20 protein-coding genes and 2 pseudogenes are annotated in these 24,714 nt (G+C 69.5%); 10 read left to right on the top strand and 12 right to left on the bottom strand.

All coding sequences use genetic code 11. The annotated features are described in order from the left end of the window. Position 1 precedes the first annotated feature (1 nt). From QF035_RS02655 to solA, 4 genes are all read right to left on the bottom strand, one after another. A complete protein-coding gene (locus QF035_RS02655; RefSeq protein ID WP_307517870.1) occupies positions 2-1,147 on the bottom strand; it encodes an ABC transporter ATP-binding protein in 1,146 nt (381 codons plus the stop codon). Next, positions 1,140-2,246, bottom strand: a complete 1,107-nt coding sequence (locus tag QF035_RS02660; protein ID WP_307517871.1) for an ABC transporter substrate-binding protein — start codon at positions 2,244-2,246, stop codon at positions 1,140-1,142. The genes QF035_RS02655 and QF035_RS02660 overlap by 8 nt, the downstream gene beginning before the upstream one ends. Positions 2,247-2,315: 69 nt before the next feature. After that, positions 2,316-3,377: a succinylglutamate desuccinylase/aspartoacylase family protein gene (locus QF035_RS02665; protein ID WP_307517873.1), complete on the bottom strand. Its 1,062-nt coding sequence runs from the start codon at positions 3,375-3,377 to the stop codon at positions 2,316-2,318. Between the two features lie 2 nt (positions 3,378-3,379). After that, positions 3,380-4,519: an N-methyl-L-tryptophan oxidase gene (gene solA, locus QF035_RS02670; protein WP_307517874.1), complete on the bottom strand. Its 1,140-nt coding sequence runs from the start codon at positions 4,517-4,519 to the stop codon at positions 3,380-3,382. Positions 4,520-4,806: 287 nt separating this feature from the next. On the opposite strand from solA, the gene QF035_RS02675 reads away from it, so the two are divergent. Further along, the gene (locus QF035_RS02675; protein WP_143642252.1) at positions 4,807-5,553 is read left to right on the top strand and encodes an IclR family transcriptional regulator; all 747 of its coding nucleotides are present in this window, start codon (positions 4,807-4,809) and stop codon (positions 5,551-5,553) included. A 342-nt stretch (positions 5,554-5,895) separates the two neighbouring features. Beyond that, positions 5,896-6,639 (top strand): IclR family transcriptional regulator, encoded by a 744-nt coding sequence (locus tag QF035_RS02680; protein WP_307530855.1) that lies wholly within the window; start codon positions 5,896-5,898, stop codon positions 6,637-6,639. 229 nt (positions 6,640-6,868) lie between these two features. Here the strand turns inward: QF035_RS02680 and QF035_RS02685 are convergent, their stop codons facing one another. From QF035_RS02685 to QF035_RS02695, 3 genes are all read right to left on the bottom strand, one after another. Continuing rightward, complete coding sequence (locus tag QF035_RS02685; protein WP_307517876.1) at positions 6,869-7,336, bottom strand: hypothetical protein; 468 nt, start codon at positions 7,334-7,336, stop codon at positions 6,869-6,871. 70 nt (positions 7,337-7,406) lie between these two features. Then, positions 7,407-9,260 carry an ABC transporter permease subunit gene (locus QF035_RS02690; protein ID WP_307517877.1) on the bottom strand — a complete coding sequence of 618 codons (1,854 nt, stop codon included), beginning with the start codon at positions 9,258-9,260 and terminating at the stop codon, positions 7,407-7,409. 5 nt (positions 9,261-9,265) lie between these two features. Then, the gene (locus QF035_RS02695) at positions 9,266-10,789 is read right to left on the bottom strand and encodes an ABC transporter substrate-binding protein (RefSeq protein ID WP_307517878.1); all 1,524 of its coding nucleotides are present in this window, start codon (positions 10,787-10,789) and stop codon (positions 9,266-9,268) included. A gap of 360 nt (positions 10,790-11,149) precedes the next feature. Between QF035_RS02695 and QF035_RS02700 the strand changes: the two genes are divergently transcribed. Beyond that, entirely contained in the window at positions 11,150-11,569 is a 420-nt protein-coding gene (locus QF035_RS02700) for a winged helix-turn-helix transcriptional regulator (protein WP_307517879.1), read from the top strand. 44 nt (positions 11,570-11,613) lie between these two features. Here QF035_RS02700 and QF035_RS02705 read toward each other — a convergent pair whose 3' ends face one another. Then, the gene (locus QF035_RS02705) at positions 11,614-11,772 is read right to left on the bottom strand and encodes a hypothetical protein (RefSeq protein WP_307517880.1); all 159 of its coding nucleotides are present in this window, start codon (positions 11,770-11,772) and stop codon (positions 11,614-11,616) included. Positions 11,773-11,901: 129 nt separating this feature from the next. Between QF035_RS02705 and QF035_RS02710 the strand changes: the two genes are divergently transcribed. Then, a complete protein-coding gene (locus QF035_RS02710) occupies positions 11,902-15,027 on the top strand; it encodes a discoidin domain-containing protein (protein WP_307517882.1) in 3,126 nt (1,041 codons plus the stop codon). 46 nt (positions 15,028-15,073) lie between these two features. On the opposite strand, the gene QF035_RS02715 is transcribed toward QF035_RS02710, so the two are convergent. Further along, positions 15,074-16,747 (bottom strand): hypothetical protein, encoded by a 1,674-nt coding sequence (locus QF035_RS02715; RefSeq protein WP_307517883.1) that lies wholly within the window; start codon positions 16,745-16,747, stop codon positions 15,074-15,076. A 186-nt stretch (positions 16,748-16,933) separates the two neighbouring features. Further along, complete coding sequence (locus QF035_RS02720; protein ID WP_307517884.1) at positions 16,934-19,207, bottom strand: M4 family metallopeptidase; 2,274 nt, start codon at positions 19,205-19,207, stop codon at positions 16,934-16,936. Positions 19,208-19,702: 495 nt separating this feature from the next. Here QF035_RS02720 and QF035_RS02725 point away from each other — a divergent pair, with 495 nt between their 5' ends. Both QF035_RS02725 and QF035_RS02730 read left to right on the top strand, forming a co-directional pair. Further along, positions 19,703-19,924: a hypothetical protein gene (locus QF035_RS02725; protein WP_307517886.1), complete on the top strand. Its 222-nt coding sequence runs from the start codon at positions 19,703-19,705 to the stop codon at positions 19,922-19,924. Further along, positions 19,921-21,333, top strand: coding sequence for an aromatic amino acid lyase (locus QF035_RS02730; RefSeq protein ID WP_307517888.1), 1,413 nt, complete (start codon positions 19,921-19,923; stop codon positions 21,331-21,333). Before QF035_RS02725 ends, QF035_RS02730 begins: the two co-directional genes overlap by 4 nt. Before the next feature lie 307 nt (positions 21,334-21,640). Here the strand turns inward: QF035_RS02730 and QF035_RS02735 are convergent, their stop codons facing one another. Both QF035_RS02735 and tnpA read right to left on the bottom strand, forming a co-directional pair. After that, positions 21,641-21,958: a hypothetical protein gene (locus QF035_RS02735; RefSeq protein WP_307517889.1), complete on the bottom strand. Its 318-nt coding sequence runs from the start codon at positions 21,956-21,958 to the stop codon at positions 21,641-21,643. Between the two features lie 85 nt (positions 21,959-22,043). Continuing rightward, positions 22,044-22,422, bottom strand: a pseudogene (tnpA, locus tag QF035_RS02740) (IS200/IS605 family transposase). A gap of 26 nt (positions 22,423-22,448) precedes the next feature. On the opposite strand from tnpA, the gene QF035_RS02745 reads away from it, so the two are divergent. The 4 genes and pseudogenes from QF035_RS02745 to QF035_RS02760 all read left to right on the top strand — a co-directional run bounded on the left by QF035_RS02745 (position 22,449) and on the right by QF035_RS02760 (position 24,639). After that, positions 22,449-22,601, top strand: a complete 153-nt coding sequence (locus QF035_RS02745) for a helix-turn-helix domain-containing protein (protein ID WP_307517890.1) — start codon at positions 22,449-22,451, stop codon at positions 22,599-22,601. A 17-nt stretch (positions 22,602-22,618) separates the two neighbouring features. Next, entirely contained in the window at positions 22,619-22,906 is a 288-nt protein-coding gene (locus tag QF035_RS02750; protein WP_123471932.1) for a transposase, read from the top strand. 14 nt (positions 22,907-22,920) lie between these two features. After that, positions 22,921-23,820: pseudogene (locus QF035_RS02755) on the top strand (IS3 family transposase); the annotation flags it as partial. Between the two features lie 246 nt (positions 23,821-24,066). Next, the gene (locus QF035_RS02760; RefSeq protein ID WP_373466916.1) at positions 24,067-24,639 is read left to right on the top strand and encodes an RNA-guided endonuclease TnpB family protein; all 573 of its coding nucleotides are present in this window, start codon (positions 24,067-24,069) and stop codon (positions 24,637-24,639) included. Positions 24,640-24,714: the final 75 nt, after the last annotated feature.

Raw genomic sequence — 24,714 nt, forward strand, 5'->3', positions numbered from 1 at the left:
GTCACCCACCTCCTTCCACCGCGAACACGCTGACGTCGTCGGGATCGGCGGTCAGGCTGACCTGTTCGCCGATGACCGGGGCCTGTCCGGCCGGGAGTTCCAGCCGTACGAGGCCGGTGGCGGCGTCGCCCGCCGGGCGGACGGTGACGCGGACGAGGGTTCCCACATAGGTGACCGTCTCGACGGTCCCGGTACAGAACCCGTCGCCCGGCGTACACAGCCGGAGCCGGCCCGGCTGCACCGCGGCCCGTATCTGGGCTCCCTCCGCTCCCCCCTGCGAGCGGGCGTTGAGCAGGCCTCCCGTGTCCAGCCGTACGAGGGTCTGCTCGGACGTCTGCTGCTGGACGGTGCCGGGGAGGAAGTTGGCCGCGCCGAGGAAGTCGGCGACGAACGGGGTGCGCGGGCGCTCGAAGAGCTCGCGCGGGGTGTCGAACTGGTCGATCAGTCCGTCCCGCATCACCGCGATACGGTCGGACAGGACCAAGGCCTCCTCCTGGTCGTGCGTCACGTAGATGACGGTCAGGCCGAGTTCCTGCTGGATGCGCTTGATCTCGGTCTGTAGCTGGTCGCGCAGCTTCTTGTCGAGCGCGCCGAGCGGCTCGTCCATGAGGATGACCGGCGGCCGGTAGACCAGCGCCCGGCAGAGCGCGACACGCTGTTGCTGGCCGCCGGACAGCTCGCGGGGCCGGCGGCGGGCCATGGCCGAGAGTCCGGCGATCTCCAGGGTCTCGCCGACCCGGCGGCGCAGCTCCGCCTTGGGCACACCGCGCAGTTGGAGCGGGAAGGCGACGTTCTCCCAGACCGTCATGTGCGGGAAGAGCAGGTACTGCTGGAAGACGAAGCCGAGGCCGCGTTTCTGCGGGGCGAGGCGGGTCACGTCACGGCCGCCGACGACGATGCTGCCGGAGTCGGGCTCGCAGAACCCGGCGATCATCATCAGGGTGGTGGTCTTGCCGGAGCCGGAGGACCCCAGGAAGGTGACGAACTCGCCGCCCGCGATCTCCATCGAGACCGTGTCGACAGCGGTCAGGCCGCTGTACGTCTTGCGCAGGTCCGTGACGGAGAGGGGTTTTCCGGTACCGGTCCCCGGCGGCGGGGAGACCGCCGGGGACGAAGCGTGCTGGGACTTCAGGTTCAGCTCAGGCATTGACCCACTCCTGCCAGCGCTTGGACACGGCCGCCTCGTTCTTGATCCACCACTCGACGTCCAGGTCGAACCCGGACTTCAGGTGCTCGGGCGAGCTGGCCAGGTTGTCGGTGGCGGCCGAGGAGAGCTTCTTGTAGGCGGCGGGCACCACCGGGGCCATCGGATAGACCTCGGCGTAGGCGGCCTGGATGTCGGGCCGCAGTGCGAAGTCGACGAGCTGGTAGGCGGCATCGAGGTTCGCGGCCCCCTTGGGGATGCAGAAGCCGTTGCTCTGCCGGCGGGCGCCGTTCCACTGGTAGGCGAGCGGCGAGCCGCCCTTGATCAGGGCGTCGAGACGGCCGTGCCACACGCTCGTGGCGACAACCTCCTCGCGGCCCAGCAGGACGCCGGGCAGGGCACCGGTGTCCCAGTACTTGCGGACGGAACCCCTGATGTTGTCGAGGGACTTGAAGGCGCGCTCCACATCAAGGGGGTACAGCTTGTCCAGGGGCACGCCGTCGGCCAGGAGGGCGAACTCCAGTTCGGGCAGATCGGCGTCGCGGGCCTGGAGGGCGCGGCTCCCCTTGAACGCCTTGGTGTCCCAGAAGTCCGCCCAACTTTCAGGCTTCTTGCCGTCGAACGCGTCGGTGCGGTACGCCATGACGCTGGCCCAGTAGTTCTTGCCGACGCCGTGGGACATCATCAGGGACTCGGCGATGCCCGCATTCCTGGTGCTCTTCAGCCGGTCGTAGTCGAGCGCCTCGGTCGCGTCCTCGTCCTTGAAGCGCACCACGTCGGCCATCGAGGTGTCGATCACATCGAACTGCGGGCGGCCCTGCTTGATCTGGGCGAGCAGCTGCGCGTACGCGATGTTCACCACCTTGATCTGGATGCCGGTCTCCTTGGTGAACGCGTCGTAGACCGCCTTCTGGTTGGCCTCGCCGTACGTGCCACCGCTGTTGCGCACGACGAGCGTCTTGGAGCTCTTGCCGCTGCCGGCGGTCGTGCTGCGGCTGCTTCCGGTGCCACAGGCACTCAGGGCGGACGCGGCGGCGAGACCCGCCGTGACTCCACCGACTCCGCGCAGGAACAGCCGACGGTCTATCCGGGCGTCTCTCATGGTGTGCCTCCTGGGGTGGTGCTGCTGGGAAGGGGGGGCAGGGGGTGTGGGGCGCTGCGGGCGGGGGCGCTACGGGCGGGGGGCCGCCTCGTCGGATCCGTGGCCCGCGCCGGGAGTACGGAGGGTGTCGGGGCTCGGAGCCGTGGCGGGGTCCCACGGCACGGCGAGGGCGGCGAGTTCGGCGCCGGGGGCGACGGTGAGACCGTGCATGCCGTAGAAGACGCGTCCACCGGCCGGCGCGTGGACCGTGTGCTCCGTGCCGTCGGCCGGGTCGACGATGCGGCCCAGGAGGTCACCCTCGGCTACTTCGCCGATGACGTCGGCGTCGAAGGAGAACTCCGGGTACCACAGGCCGGTGGCCTCGGCGGTGACGCCGGCAGACCAGACCCACTCGCGGATCGGGGCCGGGGCGGAGCCGTTCTGGTCGAGGACGCCCAGGTGGCGCAGTGCCGTGAGGAGGCCGTCGACGCGGCGGAGGGCCGTGGGTTCGTCCCGCTGCCCGAGTGAGCCCACCTCGACCAGGACCGCCGAGATGCCCCGGCGGGCGGCGGCCGCGTGGCTGTTGCCGCCGTCGGCCTTCAGTCCGAGGATGACGTCCTCGATGCCGAAGGAGCCTGCCAGTTCGGCCGTGGCCTTGTCGAGGTCCGGGTCACCGGTGAGGCGGTAGCCGACGAAGTCGCTCAGAACCTGGTCGATGCCGCCGCAGTGCAGGTCGATGTAGACGTCGGCGCCGTCGACGAGATGGGCGAAGAGCCAGGCGGCCAACCGCTCGGTGGGGCCGCCGGCCAGGTCGCCGGGGAAGACGCGGTTGAGGTTCACGCCGTCGACCGGGGAGATGTTGAGCCGGCCCTGGTACACGGCGGGCGGGTTGGCGACGGGGCAGATGATCACCTGCCCGTGCACCTCGCGGGGGTCCAGTGCGTCAGCCAGTCGTACGACGGCGTCGATGGGCGTGAACTCGCCGCCGTGCACGCCCGCGGTGATGACGACCCGCGGGCCGGGGCGGGAACCGTTGACCAGCGTCAGCGGAATGTCCGCGGTGAGGGTGCCGAGGTCGGCCTGGAGAGTGCCGCGGGCCTTGGTGCCGGGCTGGGCCTCAAGGGAGCTCACGGACAGGGTGGTGTCGTTCATGGTCATGCCTCCGTACGGCCGACGGTGGAGATGAAGTCGATGGGCCGGGGCGAGGAGCCGTCCAGCGCCAGGTCGGCGGCGATGTCGCCGAAGGCGGGCGAGAGCTTGAAGCCGTGGCCGGAGAAGCCGGCGAGCAGGATCACGTTCTCGGCGCCGGGCAGGGGGCCGACCAGGGGGCGGCTGCTCTCGGTGTAGCCCTCCATGTAGACGGAGAGCCGGGTCGGGTCCGGGTGCAGGTCCGGCACGTGACGCCCGATCAACTCGGAGAAGATCTCCAGCTCTTCCGGCCGCACCGTCCGGTCCAGCTGGTTCGGGTCGCCCGCCGGCTGGTGCAGGGCGCGGGACAGGCCGAGCTTGACCGAGATGCCGTCCGGGGAGGGCAGGCCGTAGCAGTGGGTGGGCGCGGTCCGGATGAACGCCGGGCGCTCCTCACCGAACCAGGCCTCGGGCGTGGTGGGCACGTACCAGGCGCTGACGAGGCGGCGGACGTCCACCTCCCACGGCAGGTCGGGCAGCAGGTCGTTGACCCACGGTCCGGGGGTGACGACGGCCGTTTCGAAGCGTTCGCTGCCGGAGTCGGTGCGGATCTCGACGCCGCCCGCGACGGGGACGATCTCGCGGACCGTGCTGTAGCGGTGGATCACCGCGCCCAGCTGCTCGGCGCGGCGGGCGGCGGTCTGGATGGTCAGCTCCGGGCGGATGAAACCGGCGCGGCGGTCGAGCACGGCCGCGTCGCCTTCCTCTATGCGGTACTGGGGGAATCGTTTCGCCAGAAGCTCGGCATCCAGCACCTCGTGGTCGAGATCGTGCTCCGCGATGGACTCCAGGACGGTGGCCATCTGGTGGTGCCAGATCGGCCCCATCAGCAGACACCCGGTCAGCCGTCGCAGCTCACGGCCGGTCTCCTGCTGCAGCTGCCCCCACAGCGCGTCCGCGTGCTTGAGCAGCGGGACGTAGCGGGAGTCCTCGAAGTGCGCGCTGCGGAAGATCCGGGTCTCACCGCCGGCGGCACTGCGGTCGTGGCCGGGGGCGAACCGGTCGTACCCGACGACCTCGGCACCCCGGGCCGCCAGCCGCCAGGCGGCCTGGCTGCCCATCGTTCCGACGCCGACGACGGCGACGCGCTTCCTGGCAGCTGACACAGGACTTTCCTTTCGTATCGCCGGGGCGCATGCTGAGCGCCCGACATGAGGCTGATCGATTCGAGTCGGTTTGGACGGGGGCCGGGCCCCTTTCCTTCTTCGGGCCCTCGGCTCACAGCCGCCGTGTCTCGCGGTGCCGGCCACTTCTTCGGGATCCATCCGCTGGGCCGTGCCACATTGTGGAACGCTGTGCTAGAATCTGGCACGAGAATGACAGCGGCTCGGAGGGGAGTCAAGAGGGTGTCCATCAGAAGTTCCGAGGATTAACGGGGGGAAATCGGATGGAAATGAAGAGCGTGACCAGATCGCTGCGCATCCTGGAGGCGGTCGCCCAGCATCAGCCGGTCACCGTCGGGGAGTTGACGAAGCTCTTCGGCCTGCCCAAGTCGACCGTGCAGCGCACCCTGGTCACCCTGGCCGAGTCGGGCTGGCTGCGCGCGAACCGCAGGGACACCACGCGCTGGGAGATCGGCGCCCGGGTGCTGGCCGTGCGACCCGCGGCCCTCCAGGGCTCCAGCCTGTTCGCCGCCGCCCGCGAACCCATGATCCGACTCCGGGACACGGTCAACGAGACCATCCATCTCTCGGTACCCGACGCACTGCACAGCATGGTCGTCGTCGACCGCCTCGACTGCGACCACCCCGTACGGACCTTCCACACCATCGGCGACACCTCACCGCTGCACGCCACCGCCGTGGGGCGCGCGATCCTCGCCCAGCTCCCGAATCGGGACGTCGAGGAACTCGTCGCTCAGGGCCTGGAGCGCTTCAGCGACACGACCCCCGCCGACCCCGACGAACTGCGCGCCGAGCTCGACCGGATCCGCACCCACGGCTACGCGGTCAACCGGAATCAGTACCGGCCGGGCGTCTGCGCCCTCGCCGCACCCGTGCTCGACGAAAGCGGGACACCGCTGGCCGCCGTGGCGGTCTCGATGCCCGACTCCCGGTACGACGCGGACCGGGAGTCCGAGTGGGGCGGCCACGTCGCCGGCACGGCGAAGGAGATCAGCGGACGCCTACTGGGCGGCTGACGGAAGGCGGCGGCCCAAAAGGGCCCCGGACCGGCGAGGGCCGGCTTGCGCGCGTCGGAGCGTGCGGGCCGGCCCTCGCCGCATGCCAGGGCAGCCATCGCCCTGGGCCCGACCAGGGGATGCGCAGGCCCAGGGAGGCCACCCGGCACGGCGGGGCGGGGCGAGGCCGCCCCCGCCGTCCATGGCCGCGAAGGTCATGGCGGCTCCGGCCGACCATCGACGCCATGCCATATCGTGGAACGCCATGCTAGAATCCGGCATGAATTATGCCCGCGGCTCCGGGGAGGGAGTCACACGGTGAGCACGACGAAGCCACGCGACTGACGGGGGCCCCGGATGGAAATGAAGAGCGTCACCAGGTCACTGCGCATCCTGGAGGCGGTCGCCCGGCATCAGCCGGTCACCGTCGGGGAGTTGACGAAGCTCTTCGGCCTGCCCAAGTCGACCGTGCAGCGCACCCTGGTCACCCTCAACGAGGCGGGTTGGCTCAGGGCCAACCGCAGGGACACCACACGCTGGGAGATCGGCGCCCGCGTCCTCGCCGTACGACCCGCCGCTCTCCAGGGCTCCAGCCTGTTCGCCGCCGCCCGCGAACCCATGATCCGACTCCGGGACACGGTCAACGAGACCATCCATCTCTCGGTACCCGACGCACTGCACAGCATGGTCGTCGTCGACCGCGTCGACTGCGACCACACCGTTCGGACCTTCCACCCGATCGGCGACACCTCACCGCTGCACGCCACGGCCACCGGGCACGCGATCCTTGCCCAGCTCCCGAATCCCGAGGTCGACGAGTTCGCCACGGGCACGTTCGAGGGGTACGGCGACGAGACCATCACCGACCCCCAGGAGCTGCGCACGGAGCTCCAGCGGGTCAGGGAGCGTGGCTACGCCGTCAACCACAACCAGTACCTCCAGGGGATCTGCGCCATCGCGGCACCCGTCCTGGACGGTGACGGCGTCCCGCTGGCCGCCGTGGCCATCTCGCTGCCCGACTCCCGCTTCGAACCCGGCCGGCTCGACGAGCTGGGGCGGCTGGTGACCGAGACAGCAACGGAGATCACCGCCCGCCACCTGCGCTGAGGGCGGCTCCGCCGTGATGTTTTCCGCGGCCCTGCAAGAGGGCCGCTGGCCTCCGGGCCCGGCATGGCTGTTCCCCCTGTCGAACCACACCGCGCGGGTGCCGGCCAACGGCGGCAAACTCACCATGAGCCAGCCCGAGTTGGGGCGGCATGAGGTCACGCGAGCCCATGCTGACCGGCACCCTGGACGCTACGGCTGCAGACCGTGCGTCTGGATCCGATTCAACAAGTCAGAGGTCCGACCACCGCCCCTCGGTGGTTGCGGAGCTTGGAACCGAACCGAGTTGTTGCGTGTGGTTACGCTCCGACTGCCGCGGCTTGCTGCGGCACCCCTTCGAGGGCCCGAACCAGCGGTGGTTTGTTAGGCCGGGATGTAGAGGTGCAGGGGTCTGCCGGTGCCGAAACTCCGCGCGCGACGCGTCGAGGTACGCGTTTCCCGCCAGCCTGCCGTCGTCTACGAGTGCTTCCAACTTGCTCAGGACCCCGTCCCGTGCCAGCACGGTCGTCGGCAGACGGCTGCAGCTGATCGCCCGGCCGGCGGCCTGGGTCGGATGCTCGGCCACGGCCTTGCCGGTGAGAGCGTCACCGGCGATCTCCATGGTGCGGTCGGCGTAGCGATCGGATGAGCCGAAGACCGCGGCGAAATTGCGGCCGACGTCGCGTACCGCGATGAACTGTATGGCCTGGTCGGGGTGCATCAGGAAGGACAGGTGCCCTCGGGCGAGTGCCCGCCCGCTGGAACGGGACGCTGACGCTCTACAGCCACGGCTACTTCCCGGGTGCCCGAGGGCGGCCAGGTGGCGAACCGGGTCGAGACCGGACGGCGGGGAGCCGGCGTCGTTCGGTTCCGCGCCCGGGGGTGTGGCGTCGGGTTCCGCGTCGTCCCAACGCCGTGCCGGACACGGCCAGGACTGAGAGGAGGACGAGGGCGCAAGCCGGGCCGAGTACGGTCCAGGGGGCCAGTTCCACGTACGGCTGGTTCTCCGACAGGAGACGGCCCCATTCTGGAGTGGGCGGCTGCTCGCCCAGACCGAGAAAGCCGAGGGAGGCCAGTACGAGGACCGCGGTGGGCAGCCGGAGCAGGGCGTTGCGCAGGACCGCGGGCAGGACCGCGGGCAGCAGGTGGTGGCGCAGCAGGTAGCGCCGGCCGGCGCCGAACGAGATCGAGGCGAGCATGTGACCGCTCGCGCGTTCCTGTTCGAGCAGTGCGGCGGTCTGGGCGGCGTACGGGGTCCATCCGACCAGGCACACGGCGCACGCGGCGCCCCAGACCGACGGCCCGGTCACGGCGGTCGTCAGGAGTCCGGCGAGGACGGCCGGCAGCGTCGCCGCCACTTCGGTCAGGCCCGCGCCCACCTGTGCGGCCATGCCGAGCAGCAGCCCGATGAGGGTGCTGGCCGCCGACACCGCGAGGGCCACGCCCGCCGTACGCACCGCCCCGTGCCCCAGTCGGGCCAGCAGATCGCGACCGAGCGCGTCGGTGCCCAGGGGGTGCGCGGTCGAGGGAGGCAGCAGTCGGGCCGCCGTGTCCACGTGGAGGGGGTCACGCAGCAACCCGCTCACGACCAGAGCGAGCAGGGCGACGGCACAGAACCCGGCCACCCAGAGTGTGACGCGCTGTCGCGGGAGGGCCGGCGGGTGCAGGGCAGGCAGGGCGCCGTCCCGCAGGGCGGGGCCGAGGAGTGCGTGACGCAGGGCCTGGATGAGCAGGCCGGCGGCGATGCCGAGGAGGACGAGGACCAGGGTCGCGGTCTGCAACGGCGGGAGATCCTGGGCCACCGCGGAGTCCAGGGCGAGCCGGCCGAGTCCCGGAATGTTGAAGATCTTCTCCACCGCGACCGCACCGCCGACCAGGGCCACGACGGTCGGCAGGAGCTGCGGGAGCACACCGGCCAGTGTGCGGCGCAGCGCGTGTCTGGCGATGTGGCCGGTCGAGAAGCCGAAGGCGTGCCAGGTCCGCGCCCAGGGCTCGTTGAAGGCCGCGGGCAGTGACTGGTCGAGCAGACCGCCGATCATCGCCCCGGACGGTATGCCGAGGGCGAGCGCGGGCAGCACCATGGCCTGTGGCCCCTCCCAGCCGCTGGAGGGGAACCAGCCCAGCCACACGCCGCACACGGTGGCGAGCAGTGAGGCGAGCAGGAACTTCGGCAGAGCGGCGAGGACCGCGGCCCCGGTGCCTGCCCGTGCCTGTCGCAGCCGTCGCCGGGATCCGAGATGCAGGGTACGGGCGCAGACGAGCGCGGCCACCGCGATCGTAACCACGAGTGCGCCGAGCATCAGCGTGAAGGAGACCGCGAAGGCGGACGTGACCTGGGGCAGGACCGGTTCGCCCGACACCCAGGACGTGCCCGCCTCCCCGCGCGGCAGTCCGCCCAGCCAGTGCACCAGATGTGTGAACGGTCCTTCGTCGAGGCTCAGTTGCTCACGAATGGCAGCCAGTTGCCCGGGGGTCGGGTCCTGGTCGGCGGAGCGGGCCCGCAGGACGGTCAGCGCGGGGTCGGTCCCGGACAGCCAGGGCAGCAGGGCCACGGCCGTCAGCAGCGCGGTACCGGCGGCGACGCGGGAGGCCCCCGCGCGCCACCGGACCGGGCGGGTGTCCGCACCGCCCGATGTGACGCTCACCGCCGCTACTTCACACGCGTGTCGACGTCGACCAGGGAGCGCTCGCGGGGGTCGAGGAGGACGCCCTCGACCCCCGTGCTGATCCCCTGCACGACCTTCTCGTGGACCAGCGGCACGACGGCGTCGGTACGCAGGATCTCCGCCTCGGCCCGCATGACCTTCTTCTGCCGCTGGGCCGTGTCTGCCTCCTCGGCGGCGGACTTGATGGCCTGGTCGACCTCGGGGTCCTTGAGTCCCGCGATGTTGTAGACGCCGTCACTGGTGTAGTCGCTCGCCAGATAGGCGACCGCGTCGCCGGTGTCGAGCAGCGTCACGCGGGAGAAGACGAGCGCGTCGTACCTGCCCGCGAGGAGATCGGCCTCCATCTGCGTGTACTCGCGTACGTCCTGCTTCACCGTGAACCCGGCCTTCTCCAACTGCTGCTGCAGTACGGTCGCGGCTTCGGGGAGTTCGGCGCGGTTGGTGTAGGTGGCCAGGCGCAGGCTCCTGCCCTTGGTCTTCGACGTGACCTGTGCGGTGGTCGCGGCCTCGGCGCGGCCGGTCACCGCGACACGGTTGTCGGCGGACCAGGGGACGGCGGGCCCGAACAGACCCTGAGCGGGGTCGGCGTATCCGCCGAAGACCGAGTCGACGAGGGCGGAACCGTCCACGGCCTCGCGGGCGGCCGCGCGCAGCGCCGGGTCGGTGAAGAGGCCGCCGCGGGTGTTGAGGACCAGGCTGTCGGTCCGCACTGAGGGCACGTCGTGGCGGGTGTCCTTGGCCAGCAGCTTCGCCTGGGCGGTGGGTATCCACTCGGCGATGTCGACGTCCTTGCCGCGCAGAGCGTTGGCGCGGGCGGTGCCGTCGGCGATCCAGGTGACGTCGATGCCGGTCGCCTTGGCCTTGCCGCCCCAGTGGTCGTCGTAGCGGTCGAGCGTGACCTTGGTCTTCCCGGTGAGCTTTGTGATCTCGAAGGGACCGGTGCCGGTGCCGACCGGGCTGACGGTGCCGTTCTTCGCGTACGCCTTCGGGGCGAGGATGCCGAGCGCGGGGCTGGCGAGCCGCAGGGGGAGCACTGGGTCGGCCGTCTTCGTACTGATCGTGACGGTGTCGGTGTCCTCCGCCGTTGCCGTCAGGGTCACGTCGCTGAGGACGCGAGGCTTGGGTCCGGCCTTGCCGGCGTGTTCGAGCGCGTTGACAACGGACTCGGCGGTGACGTCGGTGCCGTCCTGGAACGTGGCCTTGCGTAGCTCGAAGGTCCAGGTGGTGGGATTCCTCGGGGTCCAGGACTTCGCCAGGGCGGGCGTGGCGGCCCCGTCCTGGCTCAGCGCCGTGAGGCCTTCGGTCACGGCGAGCTTGCTGAGCACGGTGGCGTCGTTGCTGTACGGGGACAGTGCCCGCACCGGTGGCACTGCGAGGGCCACCCTCAGCCGACCGCCCGATCCCGCTTCGCCGCCCGTGTCCGAGCCGCCTTCGCCGGACACGAAGCAGCCGGCCAGCAGCGGGGTGAGAGCGAGGGCCGCGAAGAGGCCGCGGGAGGTGGTTCGCATGGAGGGTCCTGTCGTGCGGAAGAGGTGGGCATTCCTCGGCACGCAGGGGCGGCAGCGAGGGCCGCACCATCATATAAGGCAAGCCTTACCAAACTCTCATCCGGGTGGATGAAGTCTCAACCATTGAGATCGTTTCCCTGAGTAGCCGCACGTCACCGGCCCGGCGAGCCCTCCAGGGCCCTGTCCAGCGATTTGGCCCGTCAGCACCCAAGGACCGCCCTCCCCAGCGTCGTGATGCATGTGCTGACGGCCTGATGATCTCCTCCAATTCCTACTGTTTGTTCGTAACGCCACGATGTGCCAGCGTCGAAGGCGACACAAAAGGCACATCGGTGTCCGCGACGGAGAGGAACGGGCACTATGCAGGACAGTGCGGGCATCGGGATGGCGGCTTCGGTCGGGCCGTGCGCGAGCATCCCCGCCGATCACATGGACTTCATCCGCCAGGTGCTCGACCGGGTGGGCGACAAGTGGAGCATGTTGATCATCGCCGTCCTGGAGGGCGGCCCGACGCGCTACACCGACTTGCAGCGCCAGATCCCGGGCATCTCCCAGCGCATGCTGACCCACACCCTTCACCAACTCACAGAGGACGGGTTGATCAGCCGTACCGCCTACGCCGAGGTGCCACCGCGCGTCGAGTACGCGCTCGTCCCGCTCGGCGGCGGCCTGAACGAGATCGTCAAGCAGCTGATCGGCTGGGCGGCCGACCACCACGACGAGATCCGCGCCAACCGTTCCCGTGCCGGCACCACCGCCTCCTCCGCGTCCCGGTCCTGAAGGCGTCACGCTTCACACTCGCAGGAATGAGCGATTCTGAGAGATCACGGACCCCCACCGGACAATTGTTCCACCCAGGCCAGGCGCCCTACCCCCTCGGGCCATTTGTTCGCGTCGCCGGGGTCCAGGCCGAACTTGACCGCGCGGATGGCCATGCAGGAGCAGCACTCCTCCATGCGGCCGGTCAGCTTGCCGCCGTTCATGTACGTCGCCCCGTCGGCAGGTGCCCGAACGCGGTGAGTGCCGCAGGGAACTCCGAGAGTCTTGACGTGCGGACGGGGCGACCACAGAATGACCGCACACTCTGACAACGTTGTCGAAAGGTCGCGTCCATGTCGCAGCGCGCCGTGGGGTTCACCCGCCGTCAAACCATGCAACTCCTCGGCGCTTCGGGCATCGTGACCGGCCTCCCCCTCGCCATGGGTTCGGGCCGGGCCTCGGCAGCGACAACCGCGGCCGCCCCAGGAGTGGACCCTGTCTCCGACACGTACTACCGCGTCCTGCTCTCCCACACCCGGTGGTCGGAGCAGCAATGGGATCCGGCCCAGGGCCACTACACCGACAAGGACTTCGGCTTCGCCGTCGTACTCGGCAACGCCGTCCTGCTGACCCGGGGCCCGTACGACGCCGAGCGTGCCGGAGTCGACAAGGACACCCTGCGCGCCAGGACCGTCGCCACCGTGAAGCACTTCGCGGCGTCCAACCGGCTGACCGGCGGCACCAAGTGGGGGCGGCGGCTGTTCTGGGACACCACGTTCCAGTCGTACTTCGTGCTCGCGGCCCGCCTGTTGTGGGACGACCTCGATGAGGTGACGCGCCGCAACGTCGACACCATCGCCCGCGAACAGGCGCAGTTCACCACGCAGTTGGGCACGGGGGACGATCCCGACTCCGGTGGCTGGACGCCGCACGGCCTGACCGGGGGATTCGAGGGCGACACCAAGTTGGAGGAGATGGGGGTCTATACCCAGTCGCTGGCTCCCGGTCTGGCGTGGGCGAGCGACGATCCGCGGTACGAGACTTGGCGCGCCGCGTTCGGCCGGTGGAGCCGCAACGAGGCGGGGCTGCCGGCCGCCGACCTGGCCAACCCGGCCCGCGTGGACGGGGTCGCCGTCAGCGCGAACACCGCTCAGAACCTCTATGACACGTTCATCGTCGAGAACCACGGTTCGTTCGGCCCGCACTATCAGGAAGAGCTCTGGCGTACTTCGGGACGCAACAGTGCCCACTTCCTCGCCGCGGCCCGCGCTCTGCCCGAGGTGTTCACGGCACAGCCGAACGCCGGGCCGTTGTGGCGCACCCTGCTCGGCGTGATGAGCGACGCCGGAGAGCCCCTGATGCCGATGGTCGCCGATCGCGAGCACCTCTACGGACGGGACGTCATTCCGCTCGCCTTCCTGGCCCAGGTCGTCGGCGACCGGGCGGCGGCCCGCTGTGAAGTGGCCCTGGCCGAGCGCCTGGAGGCGTATCAGCAGTACCCGCCGCAGTACCGCCTCGCGAAGTTCTCGGGCGAGTCCAAGTACGAGCCGGAGGCCCGGGCCGAACTGGCCATCAGCTACCTGCTGCACGAGTGGCGGGCCCGGTCGGGGCAGGCACCCGTACGTCCCCTGTCACAGCGCGAGCTGTTCGAGCGGGCCAGCGGCGTCACGGACTACGGCCCGGGGCCCGGCCTCGTCTCCCATCAGTCACCGGGCGCGTGGTCCGGTGCGGTCAGCAAATCCGGCTTCGTGAAGTTCGCCTGGCAACCGGCCCATGACGACTGGCTGTTCGCACTCAGCGGTCCGACGCCGATGTTCCTGCCGAGCACCGGCGCCAAGGTCACCGGGCGTTCGGTCGTCACCTACTCGCGGACGCGGGACGGGTTCGACGGCAGCGCGAGCCTGCTCACGCTGGACCGGGGGTACGCGGGGTTCACCACGCTGCCGTCCGGCGCCGTCGTGTACGCAAGCTCCGGGACGGCGTACGGCGAGGGCCACTTGCAGGTGCGCAACCTGACCATGCCCGGCATGCCGGGGCTGGACGGGAAGCGCACCTATCGGGCGGCCGAGGGAAGCACAACGGTCGTGGCCCGGAGCGGTGGCACGTCCGCCGGCCCACGCGTCGACGAACTCACCTTTCCTCGCGCCCGGTTCCGTCATCTGCGCATGCTCGGGGTGCGCCCCGACCCGTCGTACGGCTATTCGCTGTACGCCTTCGAGATACGCGACGGAGCCTCGGGCCCCGACCTGGCGCGCGAGACCGGTTCGACAGCCTCCGCCTCCTCCTTCGACCCGGGCAAGGAGCCCAGGCTCGCCGTCGACGGCAACGCCACCAGCCGCTGGGCGGTCTCGCGCGCGGACCGTCCGCGGGCGGACAGCTGGATCGCGGTCGACCTGGGCGTGTCCCGGGACGTGGACCGGGTGACGCTTCGCTGGGAGGCCGCGGCGGGCCGCGCGTACCGGATACAGGGATCGGTCGACGGGCAGCAGTGGACCGAACTGGGCGCCTGGCCGCGACCGGACCTCACCAGCCGCGGCGGATGGCTGGACATCGACGGCCGCGCGGGTCTCCTCGTACGAGGCGGCACCAACCCGATCTCGGTGTACGGAGACACGGTCGTCCTCTCCGACGGACCGGCCGACAGCGTGCTCATCGAGGCACTCCCCCGCGCGACGCCCGAGGAACTGCGTACCGCGGCCGCCCGCAAGGCCCCCTCGACGCAGTCCGCAGAGGTGAAGGCAGCCCTCACCGACCACTACCTGACCCTGTTCAACCTTTCCTCGGACTCCGTGAGCACCACCGTGACGGTCCCGGGTTCGCCTGCCGCGGGAATCCGCCTCTACCAAGGCGTTCAGACCGTCACCGAATCGGGCACGGCCTTCCACGCCGAACTGGCCGCCGCCTCTGCCGCCCTGGCGCCTGCGCGCCTGGTCCTCTCCGGCGGCCGCATTCCTGTCGGACTCCGCGCCGAGGTGCGCGACGGCCGGACCGTACGACTCACCGGCCCCTCCTGCCACGTCACCGTCTCGGCACAGGGCAAGAGCATCGATGCCACGGTCCGGGCGGGCCGCACGACCACCGTCACCGTGCCACGCGCCACGGCCTACCCCCTCGCCGACCTGGCACTCGGCCGCACCACCTTCCCGACCGCGCCGCTGCCACCCGGTATGACGGACCCCAAGGCCGCGGTAGACGGCGACGCGGGCACCGCATGGAAGCCCGGTCCCGACGGTCGCATGGTCGTCGACCTGGGTGCCGAACAGCACATCACCGAGATCCGGACCCAGTGGCGAGGAGGCCATGCCCCGGCGTCCCAGGTCGAGTTCAGCCTCGACGGCCGTACGTACAGTGGCGCCGCGCGGCTGTCGGCGCGTGGCGTCCTGCGTACCGACCGCACCGCCCGCTACGTGGCACTACGGGTCATGACATCGGCCGCGCGCCCTGCCTCACTCATCGCCCTCACTGTCACGCAGGAGTGACCGCACCGAACACTTCCGGGGGTGGCCAGGACGTTGCCTCACCCCTTCAGCAACACCCGCCGTCGGCACCGCCGTTGACCGCTTCGAGGCGGCAGAAGCAGGACGCCTCGACCGGTACGTCCGCCAACGCCGTGGCGATCTTCAGTTGCTGGGCCACGATCTCCGCCTCCCCCGTCTTGCCCAGACGGACGAGACATTCGTGGAAGCCGTGCAGCGCCCAGACGTTGCCGGGGTGCTGCAACGCGCGAGGCAGCGTGTCGTCCAGGCCCAGGTCGGCCCGGTAGACGGCTTCGGCCTCCTCGACGCGGCCCTGTTCGAGGAGCAGGGCGCCGTAGGCGTGCCTGGTGGGCTGCATCCAGCCCCACGGTTCGTCGTAGGGGAGGTTGTCGTCCAGTTCGATGGACCGTTCCAGGGCGGCGAAGGCGGCCTCGTGGTTGCCCTTGCGGTACTCCAGTTCGCCGTCGAGCATCGCCGACGCGATCGCGAGGATGTCGGCGCAGGTGTTGTTGAACAGCATCCGCGTCTCCGGAACCCGGGTGACCGCCTCGCGGAACAGTTCGCGTTCGGCCTCGGCCTCCTCGATCCGGCCGGTGGCCGAGAACGCGACACCGCGGGCGTAGTGGAGCATCGCGGTCGTCGCGCAGTAGAGTTTCGGGTCGGCGGGCAGCGGCAGTTCGACGATGTCGGACCAGCGGCCGAACCGGATCAGCGCATGGACCCGCATGGCGAGGAATGCCTCAAGCCAGTCCGCCATGGGCGGGGACTGCACCCTCAACAGGTCCTCCGGGATGGAGGCTTCGAGCTGGGCGGCGGTCTCCAGGGCGGTCTGCGACTGGCCGAGGAACATCGCGCCGTAGATCTTGAAGTGGTAGTTGTGCGACCGGTACAGCGTGTAGAAGTTCATCGCGCCGGCCCGCGCGCGGTACTTCTCGTCGGCGACGATCGCCGTGCTGTTGTCGGACACCACGCGCCGGTAGTCGCCGCAGAGCACGTCCAGGTGTGTGGGCATGTGCTGCAGGTGGCCGGCGTCGGGGACCAGTCCGCGCAGCCGGTCCGCGACGGGCAGCGCGGTTTCTGGGGCCGAGGACATCTCCATCAGGTGGATGTACATGTGCAGGATGCCCGGGTGGCGTGCCCCGGCCTCGGTGGCGATCGCCCGTTCCAGGACCGCCTTCGCGTCAAGCGTTCGCGCGCCCTCGGGGGGCTCTCCGGTGCGCAGGTCCCACAGCTGCCACGGGGTGAGGTTCATCAGCGCGTCGGCGTAGAGCGTGGCGATGTCGAGGTCGTCGGGGGCGAGTTCGTACACGGCGCGCATGCTGTCGGCGTAGGGCTCGTTCCACACCGAGCAGTCCTCGACCGCCTCCGCCTGCGGATAGCGGGCCCGCAGCGCGTCGATCAGCGCCTGTTCGACGGGGGTGGCGCCGGCCGCCCTCTGCTGTGCGAGCTCGACGGCGGCGTGGGTGCGGTCGACGGTACGGGCCAGGTCCTCGCCGTCGAAGAACTCCCAGGGCTTGTTGTAGTTGGGGCCCAGGGCGTAGGCGATGCCCCAGTGGGCCATGGCGCAGTCGGGATCGGCCGCCACGGCCGCCTCGAAGCAGGAGACGGCTTCCTCGTGATGGAAGGCGTACGACCAGACCAGGCCGCGGTCGAACCACTTCTGGGCCTCGGCGGACGATGTCGTCACGGGCCGGTTGTGGGTGCCGAGATCGAAGTAGTCCATCGGTCCGCCTCTCCTGTGCTGCCTCCGTGGCCGGAGCCCCGAGGGACATCTCTACCACCGAGGCTAGAGGCGATACCGGACACGCCACAGCGATAACGGGCGACCGGAACGTACGACTGGAAGGTGCGACGCGAACACCCGCCCGGACCTTGGCTCGGTCCGGGCGGGCGTGAGAGCGGGCATGCGTCAGGGAGTGATCCTCCACTGCTGGATGTAGCCCACGTCGATCGACGCCACGTCACGCACCCGCAGCTTCCAGGTGCCCTCGACGGGCTGCGCCGAGGCGTCCACGACGAAGGTCTGGTCCACGTTGTCGGCCGCGCCGCCGCTGCGGTTCAGCAGCGAGTACACGGTCCCGTTGGGTCCGACCAGATCGACCGTCAGGTCACCCCGGTAGGTGTGCACGATGTTGACGTACACCTCCGTGGCCGCCGAGGCGTTGCCCGGACGGCCCGTGATGGTGACGGGCGACTCGACCACGGCACCGACGTCGGGGATGTCGACCCGGGTCGAGTTGCCGTAGACGTACGCCACCCGCCACTCGAAGGTGTCCGACACGGCGACACCCGTGCTGTCGGTCACCGTCACGGTGACGTCACTGGTGCCCGTCGTGGTCGGGACCCCGGAGATCAGCCCGCTGTCGCTGACGGTCAGGCCGTCGGGCAGGCCGGTGGCCTCATAGGTCAGCGTCGCGTCCGCGTTGGTCGTGTAGGCGTCGATCTGCAGGGACACCTCCTGGCCGACACCGGAGGTCTGGTCGTCGATCGGGGAGACGTTGACGCCCAGCGCTATGCGGTCGCCGACGTTGATGCCCGCCCAGGCGGCGGCGACGGCGAGGTAGGTGTCGCTGTAGGCACCGAAGAGGTCACCCGCGGCCCGCAGGGTCGCGACCCTGGCACCCGCGTAGTTGGTCGACGACGTCATGTACGTCGTCAGCGCCCGGTACCAGATCGCGGCCGCGTTCTCGATGCCGATGCCCGCGACCGGGACGCCGTCGGCGGTGGGGCTGTCGTAGTTCACCCCGTTGACGGTCTTCGCTCCGCTGCCCTCGGACAGCAGGTAGAAGAAGTGGTTCGCGGGACCGGAGGAGTAGTGGACGTCGATGCCGCCCAGCGAGGCGTCCCAGTTGTCGCGGGACTGGCCGTCCTTGGAGGGCTTGTCCATGTACCGCAGCGGGGTGCCGTTGCCGTTGATGTCGATCTTCTCGCCGACCAGGTAGTCGGGGACGTCGGCGTCCAGTCCGGCGTTGAACTCCACCGCCGCGGCGAAGATGTCGGAGGTCGCCTCGTTCAGGCCGCCCGACTCCCCCGAGTACGTCAGGTTGGCGGTGGCGCTGGTGACGCCGTGGGTCATCTCGTGGGCCGCCACGTCAAGCGAGGTCAGCGGCTTGGCGTTGCCCGACCCGTCGCCGTACGTCATGCAGAAGCAGGAGTCCTGCCAGAAGGCGTTGACGTAGTTGTTGCCGTAGTGGGCGCGGCTGTAGGCGGCGACACCGTCGTTGCGGATGCCGTTGCGGCCGTAAACGTTCTTGTAGTAGTCCCAGGTCGCGGCCGCGCCGAAGGCGACGTCCACACCGGCGGTCTGCCGGTTGCCCGGGGTGCCGTCGCCCCAGACATCGTTGTCATCCGTAAAGAGTGTGCCGGTGCCGGAGGTTCCCTGGTTCAGGTCGTACGTGCGCTGGCCCGCGCGATCGCCGTCGACCATCTGGTACGACGAACCGGACGCCGTGGTGCCGACCGCGACCGAGCCGTTGTACTGGCCCGTGCCCGTGCCGGTGTGCACGCTCTCGTACTTCGAGGCGACCTTGCCGGAGGCCGCGTCGGTGACGACGTGCAGTTCGCTGGGCGTGCCGTCCTCCTGGACCCCCTCGACGACGGATTCCCAGGCCAGGACCGGCTTGGACCCGGCGGCGGCCCAGACGACGAGCCGAGGCTTGCCCTCGACCTCGGAGCGCTCCACGTCGGCCGCCTTGCCGATCGCGAGCGCCTTGGTGGCGGCGCGGGCCGCGGAGATCTTCGGCGTGGTGGTGGGCACCGTGATGGTGGCGCCGGTGGCCTTGGACGTGGTGGTCCGGCCGTTCTTCACGTGCAGCACCAGGTCACCGCCGAGGACCGGGAGTCCCGCGTAGGTGCGCTCGTACCGGGTGTGGGTCGTGCCGTCGGCGTCCTTGATGACGTCCTTGACGACGAGCTTCTCCCGCGAGCCGAGGCCGAGCTGATCGGCCGTGTCGCCGGCGTTGGCGGTCGCGCTCTTGAGGAGCACGGTGCGCTTGGCGGGTGACAGCTCGGTCTGGGCCGCACCGGCACGCGGCGTGGCGGTGATCTTCGAGGAACCGGGATCCGCGGGTGCGGCGGACACGGGTCCGGCCTGGACACCAAGGACGAGCAGCGAGCTCGCGGTCGTGAGGGCCAGGGCCGCGGCGCGTCTGCGCCGGTGGGTGGAACGGTGATACCCGGACAAGGTCTTCTCCTCCTGCGACAGCCGGCCCCTGGTGAGGGCCGACGGCGAGCGGACCGACTGGGTGCAGCCGGTCCGGAATGGGGGGGGTGGAGCGGGAAGGAGCTCCGCACCGGCCGACACGCGCAGGGCGCCCGAGGACGCGGCGACGCGTACGACGTGAGGGTGCGGGGATGTACGAGTGGGGGACATGGGAGGTGTGACAGGTGTGACGATGTGAACGAACAGTGAATGTTCCACAGCAGAGTGACACCACTCGCACAGGGTTGTCATGGAAGTGACAAGACAACGGCTTGAATTGACCATTGCCTGCTGTGAGTTCATCACCGCCGACGAACACTTTCAGCCGCTGCGCGAAGGCTGATCCGCTCGGCGCAGGGCAATCTCCGACTCGGTCTTCAGCGCCAGGGCATGTTCTCGGTTCTGATCTCGGTTTGGCGATAGGGCCCGCGCCAGTGGGTGGCCCGGCAGCAGACCCGTTGGCGCGTGCCTGAGGCGATGATCGCCGAGACCGGCGCGTGGGAGCTGGTGGATGTGAACCTGGTCGGCGTGGACTCCACGGTGGCCCGCGCCCATTGGGATGCGGTCGGAATGGTGATGGATCCGGAGTTGCTGGAAGGGCTGGAAGGGCTCGCGGGGCGGTCGCCCAGTCGCCCACGACGCCACCTGTACAGCACCGTCCCAAGTCTGATCTCCCCGTATCGACTGGAGGCCTGTTGATCACCGTCGACGGCATCAATCTGAACAGTTCCGACATTGCGGCCCTCGCATACGGGGAGGCTTCTGTCCGGCTCGCCGACGAGGCCCGAGCCCGGGCTGCGCGATCCTTCGAACACGCGGTGCAGATCAGCGCCGAACGCGTGGTGTATGGCAGATCGACAGGTGTGGGCGCCAATCGCGACATCGCCATCGCCGATGCGAACGCACATGCCCTGGCCCTCCTGCGCAGCCACGCCACATCCGCGGGACCGCTCCGGAGCCCGGAACGCATACGCGCGATGCTGGCCGTACGCCTCAATCAGCTCGCCGCCGGCGGCAGCGGGGCAGCGCCTGATCTCCTCGACGGGTTGGTGGTCATGCTCTCGGCCAACGCACTGCCGCCCGTACGCGAGGTGGGCAGCATCGGCACCGGTGACCTCCCGGCGCTCGCGGTCACCATCCTCGCGCTGCTCGGAGAGGTCCCCACGTCCACGGCGCCTTTGGCACCGGTCACGTGCGGCCCGAAGAACGCCATGCCGGTCATCAACAGCAACGCCGCCGCGATCGGAGATGCTGCGCTCGCCCACGCCTCGCTCGCTTCGCTGTCACGGTCCGCGATCACGGTGGCGGCGCTGACGTTCGCGGCGGTGGACGGCAATCCTGAGGCGTTCGCCGAGGTCGTCGAGCGGGTGACGCCGTTCAGCGGGGCACGCGAGGTCTGCCGGTCGATGCGCCGGCTCGTCTCCACGGTGACAGTACCCACGCGCATCCAGGACCCGCTGGGACTGCGCAGCATGCCGCAGGTGCACGGCGCGTTCATCGACGCCCTCTCCCACCTCGACGATGTCGTCTGCCGCATGGCGAACGCCCCGTCCGAGAATCCCGCACTCTTGCCCGGTCACGGTGTCGCCCATCACGGTGGCTTCCACGCCGCGTACCTGGCGCAGGCAGTCGATGCGACCGTCTCGGCAGCAGTCCAGTCGGCGCAGCTGGCCATGGCCCGAGTGTCCATGCTCACCGAGCCCGCGTTCACCGGATTGACGCCGTTCCTCGGGGCGGGGGCCGCGGGCGCGTCAGGTGTGATGGCCTGCGAGTACGTCGCGGCCTCCGCGCTCGGCTCGCTGAGAGCCCTCGCCATGCCGACGGCAGTCCAGACCGTGACGCTGTCGCGCGGCGTCGAGGAAGACGCGAGTTTCGCTTCGCACGGTGCGCGGCAGGCATTGACCGCGGCGGACGACTACCGGACTGTGCTGGCATGTGAACTCGTCACCGCCGTACGTGCGTTGCGACTGCGTGGTGCCCGGTTGGACGATCTGTTTGACAACCTAACGCAGGAAATGGCCGACCGTGACCTCACCGCCGACATCGCCGCGGCGGCACGCCTGCTGCCAAAGCTCGCCGACATCCCGCAGGGGACGAGAATCGCTTGATGACGGTCTTGGCACGGGCACACAGGAACGCCATGTAGATACACGTGGCTGCTCCATCGGTCCGCTGCGGTGTGGCATCAGGCGTGTGCCGAGTCAGCTGAGATCCTCAGGTGAGCCGCGGAGCCAGATGACCGCGCCGCGCAAGTGGAGCACGGCGAGGTAGCTGACCGGGGTCTTGTCGTAGCGGGAGGCCAGCCCGCGTCACTCCTTGATCTTGTCGATGCAGCCAAACCCGTGATCTCAACTCGGCACACACCTCAGAGCGGACTTCGACGCGGATACGAGCCAGCTGCGAGGCTGTGTTTCCTCAGAACTCGCTGTCGATACCGGTCACGACCGCCTGCCCCAGCGGGGCGTCGTCCTCGGCGAATCCGCTGTCGCGCAGAGCCTTCGACACCAGCCCCACCGCTTCGCTCTCGGCACTGGAGCGGTCCGCCGCCACGACCTCGATCCTGGCCGAGAACATGCCACCCTCCTCGACGGTCAGCAGGCTCAGCCCCTCGCTCTCGCCCAGGTCCGTGTTCTGCGGATCACGAGGCCTGAGCCTGTCCTCGATCTCAGAGCGCGCCGCGTCGGAGACGCTGCGGACGAACGTGCCGGGAACGGTGATGACGTACGTGGTCACTTAAACTCCAGACCGGGACTCTTGCCGGAAGCCCCGGTGTTTGCGCCGGGGATGAATGCATCTCAGGACTGCTCTGACCTGCACTCTAGAGCGGGCGTTGTTGCTGTTCGATGTAGTGACGGACGATCTCCAACGGTACTCCGGCGCAAGATGCCAAGAAGTACGAGGGCGACCACAGGTATCCGTGCATGATGGCGTGGTTGATACGGCCGGTGAACTCCTGGCGTATCCGGCGGGCGGGGACCACTTGAGGTTGCTGACCAGCTTGGAGACGGCGGCATTGGGTGGGCAGTTGACGAGGATACGGACGTGATCGCGTTCCCCGTTGAAGTCCTTCAGCTCCGACTCGAAGTCCTCGCATACCTTGCGCATGATCACTCGCAGCCTGTCGGTCTCGGGTTGTCGAAGACTCCGTGTCGGTACTTCGTCACGAAGACCAAATGCACATGCACCGCCGAAACAATGTGCCGGCCTCGCCTAGGATCTTGGTATGCAGCTCCGCTACAACTACCGGGTCTGTCCGGATGCCACCCAGCGCCGAGCGCTGGCCCAGGCGTTCGGGTGCGCCCGCGTGAGGTTCCCCCTGCCGGTCGGACAGCTTGATACTGGGACGGATGGTCCCGGAGGAAGCAGTCACAGGTAGTGAGCCAGAAGAGCAACATGAGTAAGCGGTACACGGCCGAGTTCAAGCGGGACGCGGTCGCCTTGGCGTTGTCCTCGGAGAAGACGGTCACCGAGGTGGCGAGGGATCTGGGCGTGAGTCCGGAAGGGCTGCGCGGGTGGGTGAAGCAGGCGAAGATCGACCGCGGTGAGGGGCCCGCCGGGGCTTTGACCACTGCGGAGCGTGAGGAGCTGGTCCGGCTGCGGCGGAAGGTCCGCGAGCAGGAGGCCACGATCGAGGTTCTGGGAAAAGCGACCGCCTTCTTCGCTCAGGACAAGATGAGGTAGGCACCGCGGCACGGTGTCACCTCATCGATGCGGAGAAGGCATCGGAGGGGAATCTCGCAGGTCACAGCGTTGCGTTTCTGTGCCGTGTGCTGGGGGTGTCCCGTTCCACCTACTACGCGCACAGGGCGGCAGGGCCGGCCCGGGCGGTGCGGGAGCGGGCCGAGGAGGTGCTGGTGGGCGAGATCCGGGTGCTGCATGCCGGATCTCGCGGTGCCTACGGGGCCCCGCGTGTCCACGCCGCCCTGCGGCGGGCCGGGCGGGCGGTGAACTCCAAGAAGGTCGAGCGGCTGATGCGCAAACACCGGATCGCCGGGATCACCCGCCGCCGGCGTCGGGGCCTGACCCGGCAGGCGAAGCGGGCGGTGTTCGCGCTCGACCTGATCGGCCGGGACTTCACCGCACCCCGGCCCGGGATGCGCTTGGTCGGAGACATGACCGAACTTGTCACGCTGGAAGGCAAGTTGTATCTGGCGACCTGCATCGATCTCGCGACGCGGGAGGTGGTCGGCTGGGCGATGGCCGACCACCACCGCGCCGAGCTGCCGGTCGCTGCCCTGCGGATGGCGGCCGGGCGTGGCGGCCTGGAGTACCGCTGCATCATGCACACGGATCGCGGCAGTGAATACACGAGTGACGAATTCCGCACCGAAATAGGCAAGTTGCGCATGAGGCAGTCGATGGGACGCGTCGGCTCTTGTTACGATAACGCCGCCGCGGAAAGCTGGTTCGCCATCCTGAAAGCGGAGATCGGGACGACCGTGTGGGAGACCCGCGAGGCGGCCCGGGCCGACGTTTTCCGCTACATCGAGGTCGAGTACAACCGCAGCCGACTCCGTCGGCACCCCGACTACGGGTACGTCACCCCGCTCGAAACGAGATCCCTGCTCAGGCAGAACCTCGCCCCGGCAGCGTAAACACCCGCTGTCCAGTTCGCGGGGGGAACTTCAGCGTGGTGTGGAACGACTGCCTGCGCGACCGCAAGGAAGCACACGCGGCAGGGCTGCCGTATGTGAAGTCGGCGGAGCTGTCCCGGCTTCGCATCACTCAAGCCAAGCGCACCGAGGAACGAGCCTGGCTCGCCGACGTGTCGGCGGTCGTCCTGCGACAGCCCCCGCTTCCTGCGGCGGGCGGAGAAGAAACTCAAGCGCTTTCAGCGAGAGCTGTCCCGCAAGGCCATGGGCTCAAAGAACCGGGCCAAGGCCCGCATCAAGGTCGCACGCCAGCACGCCAAGGTGGCGGACCGGCGCCGGGACTGGCACCACAAGGCTTCCACGCGGATCATTCGCGACAACCAAGCGGTCTATGGGGAAGATCTCGCGGTGTCCGGCCTCGGCCGCACTCGGCTCGCCAAGTCCGTGCACGACGCGGGATGGTCCAAGTTCGTCGCCATGCCGGAGTACAAGGCGGTCAAGCACGGCCGCACCTTCGCCAAGGGGGCCCGCACTTTCCGGTCCTCTCAGATTTGCTCGGCCTGCGGATTTCGGGACGGCCCCAAACTCCTGCACGTCCGGGAGTGGACGTGCTGCGAGTGCGGCACCGTGCACGACCGCGACCGCAACGCAGCACTCAACGTCCTCTCCGAGGGACGCCGTATCGTCGCCGCCGGACGGGCGGAGACGCTAAACGCCTCGTGGAGCGTGGGTAAGACCAGGACGAAAGTCCCGGCACAGCGCGTTGAAACAGGAAGCCCCCGAAAGGGCCACACGGCCCAGGCCGGAATCCCTGCACTTTAGCCAGGGAGCACGTCAAGAGGATGCCCGGTTCGTTCGTCGAGGGCGGGACGGGCAGACGGCATGGCGCGTGCGCCC

It is taken from the genome of Streptomyces umbrinus (genome assembly GCF_030817415.1).
In the GTDB taxonomy this organism is placed as follows: Bacteria; Actinomycetota; Actinomycetes; order Streptomycetales; family Streptomycetaceae; genus Streptomyces; species Streptomyces umbrinus_A.